The 13301-nt window shown below is 63.0% G+C and carries 14 protein-coding genes; 13 read left to right on the top strand and 1 reads right to left on the bottom strand.

Translation table 11 applies throughout. The annotated features are described in order from the left end of the window. Nucleotides 1-54: 54 nt before the first annotated feature. Nucleotides 55-1020, top strand: a complete 966-nt coding sequence (gene pdxA, locus ACTZWY_RS09950) for a 4-hydroxythreonine-4-phosphate dehydrogenase PdxA (protein WP_444790548.1) — start codon at nucleotides 55-57, stop codon at nucleotides 1018-1020. Further along, a complete protein-coding gene (rsmA, locus tag ACTZWY_RS09945; protein WP_444790547.1) occupies nucleotides 1017-1877 on the top strand; it encodes a 16S rRNA (adenine(1518)-N(6)/adenine(1519)-N(6))-dimethyltransferase RsmA in 861 nt (286 codons plus the stop codon). Before pdxA ends, rsmA begins: the two co-directional genes overlap by 4 nt. A gap of 55 nt (nucleotides 1878-1932) precedes the next feature. Here the strand turns inward: rsmA and ACTZWY_RS09940 are convergent, their stop codons facing one another. Next, entirely contained in the window at nucleotides 1933-2943 is a 1011-nt protein-coding gene (locus ACTZWY_RS09940) for a hypothetical protein (RefSeq protein ID WP_444790546.1), read from the bottom strand. A gap of 475 nt (nucleotides 2944-3418) precedes the next feature. On the opposite strand from ACTZWY_RS09940, the gene ACTZWY_RS09935 reads away from it, so the two are divergent. The 11 genes from ACTZWY_RS09935 (at nucleotide 3419) to tilS (ending at nucleotide 13148) form a co-directional block, all read left to right on the top strand. Continuing rightward, nucleotides 3419-4426 carry a hypothetical protein gene (locus tag ACTZWY_RS09935; RefSeq protein WP_444790545.1) on the top strand — a complete coding sequence of 336 codons (1008 nt, stop codon included), beginning with the start codon at nucleotides 3419-3421 and terminating at the stop codon, nucleotides 4424-4426. A 90-nt stretch (nucleotides 4427-4516) separates the two neighbouring features. Next, nucleotides 4517-5554, top strand: a complete 1038-nt coding sequence (gene pyrC / locus ACTZWY_RS09930; protein ID WP_444790544.1) for a dihydroorotase — start codon at nucleotides 4517-4519, stop codon at nucleotides 5552-5554. A gap of 9 nt (nucleotides 5555-5563) precedes the next feature. Beyond that, nucleotides 5564-6235 carry an orotate phosphoribosyltransferase gene (locus tag ACTZWY_RS09925; RefSeq protein ID WP_444790543.1) on the top strand — a complete coding sequence of 224 codons (672 nt, stop codon included), beginning with the start codon at nucleotides 5564-5566 and terminating at the stop codon, nucleotides 6233-6235. A gap of 27 nt (nucleotides 6236-6262) precedes the next feature. Then, a complete protein-coding gene (ybgC, locus tag ACTZWY_RS09920) occupies nucleotides 6263-6667 on the top strand; it encodes a tol-pal system-associated acyl-CoA thioesterase (protein ID WP_444790542.1) in 405 nt (134 codons plus the stop codon). A 103-nt stretch (nucleotides 6668-6770) separates the two neighbouring features. Then, nucleotides 6771-7469 carry a protein TolQ gene (gene tolQ, locus ACTZWY_RS09915; RefSeq protein WP_444790541.1) on the top strand — a complete coding sequence of 233 codons (699 nt, stop codon included), beginning with the start codon at nucleotides 6771-6773 and terminating at the stop codon, nucleotides 7467-7469. A 3-nt stretch (nucleotides 7470-7472) separates the two neighbouring features. Then, a complete protein-coding gene (gene tolR, locus ACTZWY_RS09910) occupies nucleotides 7473-7943 on the top strand; it encodes a protein TolR (protein ID WP_444790540.1) in 471 nt (156 codons plus the stop codon). A gap of 22 nt (nucleotides 7944-7965) precedes the next feature. After that, nucleotides 7966-9126, top strand: a complete 1161-nt coding sequence (locus ACTZWY_RS09905; RefSeq protein WP_444790539.1) for a cell envelope biogenesis protein TolA — start codon at nucleotides 7966-7968, stop codon at nucleotides 9124-9126. Further along, nucleotides 9123-10448, top strand: a complete 1326-nt coding sequence (tolB, locus tag ACTZWY_RS09900) for a Tol-Pal system beta propeller repeat protein TolB (protein WP_444790538.1) — start codon at nucleotides 9123-9125, stop codon at nucleotides 10446-10448. The genes ACTZWY_RS09905 and tolB overlap by 4 nt, the downstream gene beginning before the upstream one ends. A 57-nt stretch (nucleotides 10449-10505) precedes the next feature. Next, a complete protein-coding gene (gene pal, locus ACTZWY_RS09895; protein ID WP_444790537.1) occupies nucleotides 10506-11045 on the top strand; it encodes a peptidoglycan-associated lipoprotein Pal in 540 nt (179 codons plus the stop codon). 4 nt (nucleotides 11046-11049) lie between these two features. Then, on the top strand, nucleotides 11050-11883 hold the full coding sequence (locus tag ACTZWY_RS09890) for a tetratricopeptide repeat protein (protein WP_444790536.1): 834 nt from the start codon (nucleotides 11050-11052) through the stop codon (nucleotides 11881-11883). Next, the gene (gene tilS, locus ACTZWY_RS09885; protein ID WP_444790535.1) at nucleotides 11874-13148 is read left to right on the top strand and encodes a tRNA lysidine(34) synthetase TilS; all 1275 of its coding nucleotides are present in this window, start codon (nucleotides 11874-11876) and stop codon (nucleotides 13146-13148) included. The genes ACTZWY_RS09890 and tilS overlap by 10 nt, the downstream gene beginning before the upstream one ends. The last annotated feature ends 153 nt before the right edge of the window (nucleotides 13149-13301 follow it).

Genomic DNA, 13301 nt, shown 5'->3' with positions numbered 1-13301 from the left:
CTGCCCCGCCAAGCGGTAGGGAAGGCAGGCTTTGGAAAAAGGACGGGCACGCGCATGGGGTTGGCACCATTGGTCATGAGTTGCGGCGACCCTTCGGGGATCGGGCCGGAAATCGCCCTGAAGGCGTGGCACGCCACGGGCGCAAGCTGTCCGTTCGTGTGGCTGGGTGATCCGCGCCATTTGCCCGAAGGCACGGAATTCGAACGGGTCAGCGCGCCGGAACAGATGGCGGGTCGTAAGTTCCCGGTGCTGGAAGTCAGCTTCGCGGCACAGGCCCAACCGGGACAGCCGGACCCCGCCAATGCGCCCGGCGTGGTGGACGCCATACGCCAAGGGGTGGCGTTGGTCCGCGCTGGCGCGGCCAGCGGGCTGGTAACCTGCCCTATCAACAAGGCCGCGCTGAAGGCTGGCGCGGGATTTGCCTTTCCCGGCCATACGGAATTTCTGGCCGATCTGGCAGGCGGCGGCGATGTGGTGATGATGCTGGCCTGCGAGGCGCTGCGCGTTGTTCCCGTCACCATCCATATTCCGCTGTCGGACGTTCCCGCCACACTGACGCAAGACCTGCTGGAGCGCTGCCTGCGCGTCACCCATGATGCCCTGATACGCGATTTCGGGATCAAAGCCCCACGGCTGGCGGTGGCGGGCCTGAACCCGCATGCGGGTGAAAGCGGCACTATGGGCCAACAGGAAATCACTGTGATTACCCCTGTTCTGGACCGGCTGCGCGCGCAGGGCATGGTGATTTCAGGCCCCCTGTCGGCCGATACAATGTTTCATGCAAGCGCGCGCGCGCAATATGACGCGGCGATTGCCATGTATCATGATCAGGCGCTGATCCCCATCAAGACGATTGATTTCGCAGGCGGCGTGAATGTGACACTGGGCCTGCCCTTCATCCGCACATCGCCTGACCATGGCACCGCCTATAACATTGCCGGTCAGGACAAGGCCGACCCCACATCGCTGATTGCAGCGTTGCGCATGGCGCAGTCCATGGCCGAAAGGCGGGCTGCATGATCGACGCCCTGCCCCCCTTGCGCGATGTGATCCGCACCCATGATCTGCGCGCCAAGAAAAGCTTTGGTCAGAATTTTCTGCTGGACCTGAACCTGACCGCGCGGATTGCGCGCGCGGCCGGTGATCTGCAAAACTGCGACATTCTGGAAGTTGGCCCCGGCCCCGGCGGGTTGACGCGCGGGTTGCTGGCCGAAGGGGCGCGCAAGGTGCTGGCCATTGAAAAAGACCCCCGCTGCCTGCCCGCGCTGGGGGAAATCGCGGGGGCCTATCCGGGCCGGTTGCAGGTCATTGAAGGGGACGCGCTGGCGGTGGACGCGCTGGCGCACCTGACCCCGCCGGTCAAGGTGGTGGCCAATCTGCCCTATAATGTGGGCACCGAACTGTTGATCCGCTGGATGACACCTGTTCAATGGCCGCCCTTCTGGGACAGTCTGACATTGATGTTTCAGCGCGAAGTGGCCGAACGCATTGTCGCGCGCCCCGGGTCCAAGGCATACGGGCGGCTGGCGTTGATGGTGCAATGGCGCGCTGATGCGCGGGTGGTTCTGCACCTGCCGCCCGAAGCGTTTACGCCCCCGCCCAAGGTCAGTTCCGCAGTCGTGCATATCACGCGGCTGGCGGAACCGCGTTTTGCGGCAGATGCGCGCATTCTGGAAACGCTGGTCGCGGCGGCGTTCAACCAGCGGCGCAAAATGCTGCGCGCAGCGTTGCGCGGCCTGCACCCGCAGATTGAGGATTTGCTGCAACAGGTGGGCATTGCCCCCACAGCCCGTGCCGAAGAAATCGGGCTGGAAGGGTTTTGTGCCCTTGCCCGTGCCCTTGCTGCCGCGCGCGCGGGCACAGTGCGCGCACCCTGACCCCGCCGCCCATTAGCCGGTGACATGTCAGGGGCGGCATTGGGGGCCGAATGCGTTAATCGACGGGTAAGGGCACTGTGGGTAAGGAATAGGCATAGCGCCCGTATTCGCCACGCAACCACTCCGACGCGCAACTGCTGACATCGCCCAGCCGCACAAGGTCCGCTTCGCGCATGCGTGCCGACCGCATCAACATGATGCGCCGTGCAAGGCTGGCCCGCCCGCGCGGCGTTTTGAAGAAATCCTCGGTTGGGACCAGTTGCGCAACCGGGCTGCCCGTCACTGCCAGCGCAGGGTAGCTGCCCAACCCCTGATACAACGCCAGACTGCAGGCCGCCGGTTGATCGGGGCATTCCACAGCGCAGACCTGACGCAACGGCACGGCCAGCGCGGATTGGGCCAACCAATCCATTAGGTCACCGTCATTGATGGCGTGACCGGCCATGCGCTGTTGCGGGTCGCCGGGATGGGGGGCACCGGCAGCGCCTGCCACATCCGGCCAGCCTTCAACAAGATAGGACAGCGACGCAGGGAACCAGTCAGCACCCAGCACATCAGCGGGAAACCCGCCTTCCCGACGGCTGGCAAGGGTGACCAGCGCTTCGTTTACCGCGCGCGGATCGTCCAGCGCGACGAAGGCTTGCGCAATCTCCAGCCCGCCATCCAGTTGCCATAGAAGTGTCCAAAGCCGCGCATAAGCGCTGTCGGGCGCGGCAAGCGTCATCCAGTTGCGGCCTGACAGACCACCGGGCGCGCGCAAAGCCAAAATGCGGTCTGCCCGCGACAAAGCAGTGATCCACGGCCCTTGCAAGGCCGATGTCTTGTCGATCAGTCCCAACAACGCGCGCGCAGCCCCGTTCCCATCCTGCGCCAGGCCTGCCAGTGCCGGAATGGCCTGCGCTTCGTCATCGTCCAGCCAGCTGTTGAACGCGCGCTGGAACTGTGGCTGGGCGCTACCCGGCAGTGGTTCGCCATAAGCCACATGCGGCGTTGCCCACACCACACCAAGGGCCGCTACACCACATAGCAGGCGCTGGCCAAACTGGCGCAGGGCACGCCAAGGCATATCCTGTTGCCTCATAGATCCTCCCGTTCAGGTCCGTCTACAGTCGGGTTTTGCGCCAGCAAGACCAGACTGCCATTCCGGCATAGCTGCCGGAAGGCGTCATTGCCGCAGCCCGGCCAACGCAACAAGTCTTAATTTGCAAAAGGATACAATAAAAAAGTACGATCCCTGCGCAGCGTCGCGCATGTGGCACAACACCGACGCGCCAGATCAATATTACCCTACCCTATTGCGCGTGCGCCAAAGCTGCAATGCAGATATTGCCGAAAATACAGCCTGCGGCCTGACGGCGCTTTTGTTTCCACGCATCACGCAATCGACACATGCACACAGGATTGTTGCCACCGCAACGCGCCGCTGACAAAGCCGCTGCATCAACATGCGCGTGAACGCCATACAAGGGGTTTTGAAGGCATGGCTTTTCGCCTATCGTCGTGTGTATTGGGCGCAATCAGTCATTCGGGGAAAATTAACCATGTCCGGCAACATTCAAGACGACCTGCAGCTTCTTGATGCCCCGGTGGCTCAAACCGCGCAAAACACGGGTATTGGTGCCGATATTGACCTGACAAGCGCCACAACCGAGGCAGAGTGGCTGGCGCGTCTTGACGAAATCGGGGATGAGCTGGACCCCGTGGCGGGCGGATTCACCCCGCTGGGGGCGGATCATGCCGCGCTCTATGCCGATGCGGGCGACACCTTGCTGGTCACGTTTGAAAGCATTGCGACCATTCGCGCGCGCCAACCCGACCACCGGCCCATGGGGTTTACACATGCGCAGGCGCGCGGCTGGTCCAGCCTGAGCATTCTGGCCCGTCAGCCCCGCTGGTTCCGCGACCCTGAAATATACGATTATTTCGATGCCCAGATCGATTCCGGCTTTTTCGAGAATTTTCGCCGCGTGCTGTTTTACGGCGAAGGCATGTGCGGGTATGCCGCCTGCGCCTACAGTCTGGCGGCGGCGGGGGCCACAGTGCTGGCGATTGCCCCGCAGGCCACACTTGATCCCACCTTGGCAGGCTGGGACCGGCGCTTCATGGGGGCGCGGCGGCTGGATTTCCGCAGCCGTTTCGGCTTTGCGCCTGCCATGCTGGACGGGGGGCGCAACGCGTTTATTGTCCATGACCCGGCACAACCGCTGGACCTGATGCATGCCACATTGTTTCGACGCCCCTTCGTAACCTTGTTGCGCAGCCCGGATCTGGGCAAGAACACCGCCGCCGCGCTGGCCCGTCTGGGCGCATTGGACCCCATGATTGACGCGACAGCCCAAGGCAAAATGACGCCTGCGGTCTTTCACACGCTGATGCGGGCACGGCGCACGGATGCGGCCTATCTGACACGGTTGACCAAGCGCTGCGCGAAACAGGGCAGCCATCCCGCGCGGACGGTGACGGCCGCGCGCCACGCGCTGGCCCAATCCGACAGCCGCAAGCTGCGCAAATATCTGGCAAGGGCGGAAAAACAGCTTTCGCGCGCATGAAATGACGGCCTTTGGGCAGATGTGCAAAATCCTGCAGGCTCTGGCGTATTCGGGCTGGAACTGCGGGCGGGTTTTGGCTAGGGATCACGCATGCAGCACATATTGACCATACCCCGCCCTGATGACTGGCATCTTCATTTGCGCGATGGCGCAATGTTGCAGGCCGTGGCCCCCGAAACTGCGCGCCATTTTGCGCGCGCCATCATCATGCCCAATCTGGTGCCGCCTGTGGTGACTGGCGCACAGGCCAGCGCCTACCGGACGCGCATTCTGGATGTGACGGGCGGGGGGTTCACGCCCCTGATGACGTTGTATCTGACCGAAGACACCGACCCCGCAGATGTGGTTGCCGCGCATGCTGCGGGCATCATCACGGCGGTCAAGCTGTATCCGGCCGGGGCCACCACGAATTCCGCCTCCGGTGTGCAGAATTTCGACCGCGTGCGCCCTGTGCTGGACGCCATGGCGCAGGCCGGAATTCCCTTGCTGACCCATGGAGAGGTGACCGACCCCGCCATCGATATTTTTGACCGCGAAGCCGTGTTTATTGACCGCGTGCTGGACCCCATCCGCCGCGCGACACCGCAATTGCGCGTGGTGATGGAACATATCACCACTGCCGATGCTGTGGCCTATGTCCAAAGCCAGCCGGAAAATCTGGGCGCGACGATCACAACCCATCATCTGGTCATCAACCGCAACCATATTCTGGTGGGCGGGATCAAGCCGCATTATTACTGCCTGCCCGTGGCCAAACGCGAAACCCACCGTCTGGCGCTGGTGGGCGCTGCCACATCAGGGGATGCGCGGTTTTTCCTTGGTACCGACAGTGCCCCCCATACCGATGACGCCAAGGAATCGGCCTGCGGCTGCGCGGGCTGTTTCACCGCGACAAACACCATGTCCATTCTGGCCCATGTGTTCGAGGATGCGGGCGCATTGGACAAGCTGGAAGGGTTTGTGTCGCGCCATGGTCCGGCCTTTTATGGCCTGCCCGTCAATGACACCACATTGACGCTGGAACGCCGCGAAAGCCCCGTCACCTATCCCGCCAGGATCGACACCGGCACCGGGCCGGTCACGGTCTTTGACCCCGGTTTCCCGCTGTTCTGGCGGGTCGCAGAATAAGGCACGCATATGATTCCTTCCAGTTTCCCTGACCGCCAGACTGTTGCGCGCATGACCGCGCGCATGTTGCTGGACATCAAGGCCGTGCATTTCAACGCGCGCGACCCTTTCACCTTTGCCAGCGGGTTGCAGGCCCCCACCTATATTGACTGCCGCAAGCTGATCAGCTTTGCGCGCATCCGCAGCGCGCTGATGGATTTTCTGACCTGCCGTGTGCTGGAAGATGCGGGCTTTGAGGCGTTTGACAATGTTGCGGGCGGCGAAACCGCGGGCATTCCTTTTGCCGCACTGGTGGCGGAACGTATGGCGCTTCCCATGACCTATGTGCGCAAGAAACCCAAAGGCTACGGGCGCAATGCCCGGATCGAGGGCGCGATGAGCGCGGGGCAGCGTGTGCTGCTGGTCGAAGACCTGACAACCGATGGCGGATCAAAGCTAAGTTTCGTAGACGCCATCCGTGAAACAGGCGCGGAATGTGCCCATACGGCGGTGATTTTCTATTACGGTATTTTCCCCGAAACCGAACCCCGCCTTGCCGAACATGGTGTCAAGCTGCACTACCTGTGCACATGGTGGGACGTTCTGGCAGAAGCGCGCCGTGGCGGGGATTTCGACACTGAAACGCTGGATGCAGTGGAAAGCTTCTTGCGTGCGCCCCGCGACTGGGCGGCAACAAGGTGACGCCTGCGGGCATGGGGGTCCTGCGGCATGACGCATTCCATCACGATTCGTGTATATTACGAGGACACTGACCTTGCGGGTATTGTCTATTACGCGAATTATCTGAAATTCATCGAACGCGCGCGTTCGGAATGGGTGCGCGAACTGGGCATCGATCAGGCGCAGCTTAAGGCCACTGGCGGCGGCGTTTTCGCCGTGCGCCGCGTGGTGGCAGATTACCACGCCCCGGCCCGTTTCGATGACCTGCTGGATGTCACAACAGATTATGTGTCCCATTCCGGCGCGCGGCTGGAATTGCGCCAAGGCGTGCTGCGTGCGGGCAAGCTGCTGTTTGAAGCACAGGTCACGCTGGTATGTCTGGCCGATACAGGCCGCCCACAACCGCTTCCTGCGCGGTTGCTTGCCAGTTTGAGCGAAATTATTACAATATAAACCCAAGGTATAACGCGCTTGTGTTGGTAAGGCGCTTTTATTCCTGTATGCTTTGCGTCAAAGCAAGCCGCCCAAGAAGCGGCGCATTTTGAGTGAGCAGACAATGGACCCACAAACTCTGAGCATGACGCAGGAGATAGATTTCTCTTTGGTTGCGTTATTTGCGCGCGCCACACTGACGGTGCAATTGGTGATGATCAGCCTGATCCTGGCCTCTTTCTGGTCATGGGGCATCATCGTTCAAAAACACATCCGCTACCGGCGGGCCCGCGCCGAAGCCGAGGAATTCGAAGCCGCCTTCTGGTCGGGCGAACCGCTGGACGAATTATATGACCAGATCGGTCCTGCGCCCGCCACATCGCCGCAGCGGGTGTTTGCCGCCGGTATGACCGAATGGCGCCGCTCGCACCGCGCCGACGGGGCGCTTATTCCCGGCGCCGTGTCGCGCATCGACCGGTCCATGGATGTGGCCATCAGCAAGGAATCACGCGAACTGACGCAGGGACTGACGTTTCTGGCCTCCGTAGGGTCTGCATCGCCCTTCATCGGGCTGTTTGGCACGGTCTGGGGGATCAAACACGCGTTTGAAGAAATCGCGCTGGCGCAATCCACCAATCTGGCTGTTGTCGCCCCCGGTATTGCCGAAGCGCTTCTGGCAACTGGTCTGGGCCTGCTGGCCGCTATTCCCGCGACGATCTTCTACAACAAGCTGACCGATGATTCTGACGAAATCATTTCCGGATACGAAGCCTTCGCGGATGAATTCAACACAATCCTGTCGCGCCAGATGGACGCAGCCTGATCCATGGGCGCGCAATTCCTGAAAAAAGGCGGCGGGACGGGGCGGCGCAGGCGCCGCGGCGGGGCCGCGCGCATGTCCGAAATCAACGTGACCCCGTTTGTCGATGTGATGCTGGTGTTGCTGATCATCTTCATGGTCGCAGCCCCCATGCTAACAGTGGGTGTGCCTGTGGAATTGCCGCGCACATCGGCGGGCGCCTTGCCTGCCGAACAGGAAGAACCGCTATCTGTCACGCTTGGCAATGATGGCACTGTAACCATCATGTCCACCGAAGTCAGCCTGAACGACCTGATCCCGCAATTGCGCGCCATCGCCGCCGAACGGCGTGACAACCGCGTATATCTGCGCGCGGACGGGGCGATTCCCTATGAACGGGTTGTTCAGGTGATGGGGGCGCTGAATTCGGGGGGGTTCAACAATATCGGTCTGGTGACCGAACAAGGCGGCCCGCGCTTCGACGGGCAGCCAAACTGATCTGAGAAAGCCGGTCTGGCACATGGCAGTCGCTGTAGACATCATATCACGGTTGGACACGGGGCAGAAAGTCTCGGGGGTGGCGCATATCGCGCTGATCGCCTGGGTTATGCTGTTTGACCTGTTTCAGGCCCCCGACCGTGCAAACAGCATTCCGGTAACCGATGTCGCGCTGATTTCCGCCGAGGAATTCGCCGCCCTGTCCGCACCTGCCAGCGCCCCCCCGGCACCGGCACCGGCCCCCGCGCCCCAACCCAGACCGACACCGGAGCCCGAACCTGCGCCGCAGCCGGACATCACGCCGCCCGCACCGCTATCCCCGGAACCCGCACCGCAGCCGGAACCGCAACCCGCACCGCAGCCGCAGCCGGAACCTGCGGCCCCGTCAACGGGGGTAATCTTTTCGCCGCAAACCACACCGGGGGCCAGTCAGCGCCCGCGTCCGCGCCCTGTGGACCGCGTGGCCCCCGTCCCGACCGAGGCCCCGCCCGAAGACGCCCAGACCGATCTGGCCGCGCAACCGGCCGCGACACCCGATCGGGGTGAAGATCAATCCACCCCGTTGCAGGACCAACCCGAAACCGCCCCGCCCGAAGCCACGACTGAAATCGTGACCGAGGCAACCGAAACCGATGACAGTTCCACCGAACGCGCAGCAGCAGCGCCGAATATCAGCCAGCGCCCGCGCCCGCGGCCGGACCGTCCTGCGCCCGCACCTGAACCTGCGCAAACCGCAACAGCCCCGACACCCGCCCCCCAGCCCCAGCCTGACCCCGAACCCGCAGCGCCGCCTGCGGATGCCATCAATGATGCGTTGGCCGCTGCATTGGCCGAAAGCGCGGCCCCCGGCCCGGTCAGCACGGGCCTGTCTTCCAGTCAGGCCGATGCGCTGCGTCTGGCAATCCAGCAATGCTGGAATATCGTTGCGCTGTCGTCCGAAGCGCTGCAGGTGACGGTCACAGTCGGGTTTTCAATGACCCCGTCAGCACTGCCCGAACAGGGCACAATCCGCGTTGTCGGGTCCTCTGGCGGGTCGGAAGCGGCGGTGAATCAGGCATTCGAGGTGGCCCGGCGCGCAATCATCCGCTGTGCTGGCGATGGTTACGGCCTGCCCCCCGAGCAATATGACGCATGGCGTGATATAGAAATCACATTCAACCCCGAAGGCATGAGACTCAGATGAGACGGTTTTTCCAGATTCTGCCCCTGATTGCCCTGACGCTGGCCACGGTGTTTGCCAATCCTGCGCCGGTTCAGGCGCAACCCCTGCGACTTCAGATTACCGAAGGCGTGATTGACCCGATGCCGATTGCGGTTCCCGCTTTCGTGGCCGAAGACAGCGGCGGCACAAGATATACTGACGGATTGGCGCGCGTGGTGGCCGCGAACCTGACCAATACCGGATTGTTCCGCGAAGTGCCCCCCCAGGCCCATATCGCGCGCATTACCAGTTTTGACGCTGGGATTGGCTTTGCGGATTGGCGCGCCATCAATGTTCAGGCCCTGATCACAGGGGCCGTGTCGGTTTCAGGCAACCGGATGAATGTGAAGTTCCGCGTCTATGACGTGGTGTCCGGGCAGCAACTGGGCCAGGGGCTGCAATTTGCAGGCACAGTCAATGACTGGCGGCGTATGGCCCATAAAGTGTCCGATGCCGTCTATAGCCGCATCACCGGCGAGGATGGCTATTTCGACAGCCGTGTGGTGTTCGTGGCCGAATCCGGCCCACGCGGCAACCGCACCAAGCGCCTTGCGATCATGGATCAGGACGGCGAGACTGTTGAATACCTGACAGACGGGCGCGCCCTTGTCATTGCACCGCGCATGTCGCCCACAGGGGACCGCGTGGTGTATACCAGCTACGAATCCGGCAGCCCGCGCATTGTGGTGCTGAACCTTGCCAGCGGGCAACGCCAGATGGTGGGCGACCAGCCAGGCGCGATGACATTCTCGCCGCGCTTTGCGCCAGACGGGCAATCGCTGGTCTATTCCTTGGCGCGGGGCGGCAACACGGACCTGTATCTTATGGACCTGCGCAACGGCCAGCAACAGCAACTGACAAATTCGCCCGCCATTGCCACGGCGCCCAGCTTTTCGCCGGACGGGCGCTTCATCGCGTTTGAATCAGACCGTTCCGGCACCAGCCAGATCTATGTCATGTCCACCACCGGCGGCGAAGCACGGCGCATCAGTTTCGGGCAGGGGCGCTATTCCACACCTGTCTGGTCGCCGCGTGGCGACCTGATTGCCTTCACCAAATCAAACGCGGGCCGGTTCCATATTGGCGTGATGCGCACTGACGGGTCGGAAGAACGCCTGCTCACGGCGTCGTTTCTTGACGAAGGGCCGACATGGGCGCCCAATGGCCGCGTCGTCATGTTCACCCGAGAGGCGCAGGGCGGCGACCCGTCGCTGTTTTCCGTCGACATTACAGGGCGCAACTTGCGCCGGGTGCCGACACAAGGACCGGCATCTGACCCGGCATGGGGCCCGTTGCGCCCGTAATGCCCCCAATCTGACACCACAACCTGAAAACGAAACCAGAATTCCAAGGGATAGACCATGAACCTGACCACAAAATCACTTCTTTTGCTGGGCGCGCTGGCGCTTGCGGCCTGTAACAACCCGCGCGCGGGCGGCACATTCGGTGGCGGCGGCGCTGACGGGTTTGGCAATGATGGCGGCTTTGGCACCGGCATCAGCACCGGCGAACTGGGCGACCCCAACGACCCGGCGTCCATTGCGCATTTCAACCAGCGCATCGGGGACCGTGTGTTTTTCACTGTGGACAGTTCCAGCCTGACACCTGAAGGGCGCGACACACTCAGCGCGCAGGCACGCTGGCTGAATTCCAACCCGCAATATGCCATCATCGTCGAAGGGCACGCTGACGAACGCGGCACGCGTGAATATAACGTGGCCCTTGGCGAACGCCGCGCGAATGCGGTGCTGCAATATCTGGTTAGCCAGGGCGTCAGCGCGGGACGCATGCGCACCGTCAGCTATGGCAAGGAACGCCCCGTCGAAGCCTGTGCCGCGCAGCGCTGCTGGGATATCAACCGCCGCGCTGTCACGGTTATTTCCGGCGGCCTGACAGGATAAAATCATGCGTCTGTTGCGAGTAACGACAATCGCAGTTCTGATGCTGGGGCCAATTCTGGCCCCGGCACAGGCGCAGGATGCGCCGCAAACCACCCAACCAGCCGACAGCCTTGCGCAACTGCGCAGTGAAATCAGCGCGTTAAGTGGGCTGGTCGCGGGCTTGGCGGCTGACCTGTCATCTGGTGCAGGCAGCGCGGGCGAAGCCCAAGGGTTCGATGGCAGCCTGATTGACCAAGTGGAGCGCATCCGCGACGAACTGGCCAGCCTGACTGCGCGTGCGGAAGCGCTGGAATTCCGTGTCCGGCGGGTTGTGGATGACGCGTCCAACCGGATTGGGGACATGGAATTCCGCCTGACTGAACTGGAAGGCGGCGATACATCGGCCCTGCCCCCCACGCCCCCGCTGGGCGGCGATGCGGGCGCGGCGCGTGATGGCGGCCCGGCACCGCAGCTTGCCGCAGGCGAACAGACGGCCTTCGATGCTGCGCGCGCATTGCTGGACGCGGGCGACACGGACGGCGCAACAACGGCGCTGTCAGTGTTTCTGGAAACCTATCCAGGCAGCCCACTTGGCGCGCAAGCCAGCACCCTGTTGGCACAGGCCCAACGCGACGCCGGCGCAGAGTCTGACGCGGCACGAACATGGTTGAACCTGTATCTGGCCAACCCCGAAGGACCGGACGCCCCCCATGCCCTGCTGGAACTGGGCAACAGCCTTGCACAACTGGGCCAGCAAGCCGAAGCCTGTGTGATGTTCGAGGAACTTTTCACGCGGTTCCCCGACACTGCGCAAGCCCAACAGGGCCGCGACGCCCACCGCCTGCAAGAATGCCCCTGAGCGCGCACCATACGCAACCCTGCGCCTTGCAAGATGCGTTTGCGACACAAATGCAGGCATTCTGTGCAAATGCGCCCATTGCGCGGCTGGGTTTGGCCGTTTCGGGCGGCGGCGATTCCATGGCGCTGCTGCGGCTGGCGCACGCATGGGCAAGCCAGCACAACATCACGCTGCACATCGCCACGGTAGATCACGGGTTGCGCGCCCAATCCGCACAAGAAGCCGCGATGGTGGCGCAATGCGCGGCCAGACTGGGCCTGTCACACCAGACGCTGGTTTGGCGCGGATGGGACAGACGGGGCAACCTGCAGGACAGGGCGCGACAGGCCAGAAAACACCTGCTGTCCCGCTGGGCGCAGGCGCAGGGGCTGGACGCCATCGCGCTGGGCCACACCCGCGATGATCAGGCCGAAACCCTGCTGATGCGCCTTGCGCGCGGGTCTGGCGTTGAAGGGCTGGCGGCAATGCCCGCGCGGGATGTGGCGCATGGCACCACATGGCTGCGCCCGCTTCTGGATCTGGGGCGCGCGCAGCTTCGCGACTATCTGCGCGCCCTGGCAGAAGATTGGGTGGACGACCCGTCAAATCTGGACCCCGGTTTTGACCGGGTCAAGGCGCGACAAGCCTTGGCGCTGCTTGCCCCGCTGGGGCTGGACATGGACCGCCTTGCGCAGACCGCCCACCGCATGCGCGCGGCGGCACACAGCCTTGAATTTCTGACCAACACGCAGGCGGCCCAAATTCTGCGGGTGGAATATGGCGATTACATCTTTGACGCGCCCGCCTTGGACGCCCTGCCCCAGGACACCCGCACAAGGCTGGTTGCGCGCGCGCTGCAGGCCATTTCGGGCAATCCCTACAGGCCCCGACTGGACACGCTGACCGCCGCCCTGGACAGCGCAGCGCGCATAACGCTGCATGGGTGCCTGCTGGCGCGCAGCAAGGGACAATTGCGCATCACCCGCGAATACACAGCTGTCGCGCACTTGCGCGCGCCACTGGGCAGCACATGGGACGGGCGCTGGCATGTCCTGCCCCCCACCCCCTTGCCCGAAACCGCGCCGCTGCTGCATATTGCCGCGCTTGGCCCCGCTGGCGCGGATCAATGCCGCCCGCGCGACGGCTGGCGCTTGCCCTATGCGTCCTTGCTGGCCAGTCCTGCAATCTGGCAGGATAAAACACTTGTTGCCGCACCCTTGGCCCTGCCAGATTGCGGCTGGCAGGCGAAAACCCGTGATCTTTGGCCCCGCGCACAACTTTCTTAACCCGCGCAGATTGATTGCAGAACTCTGATCGCTATGTAACAAGGGGAAGAAGCGCGCGGTTTTCGCGTGATACCACCGTATATGGTGCGCGGAAATCGCGCTCTCGGGCTGCTTCGTGACCCGCGCACCTGACCGAAACCAAAGGAGACGCCC

The sequence above is a fragment of the Roseinatronobacter sp. NSM genome (genome assembly GCF_052379845.1).
In the GTDB taxonomy this organism is placed as follows: domain Bacteria; phylum Pseudomonadota; class Alphaproteobacteria; order Rhodobacterales; family Rhodobacteraceae; genus Roseinatronobacter.
The sequence above is the reverse complement of the archived record's forward strand: the minus strand, read 5'-3'. Positions and strand labels throughout refer to the sequence as shown.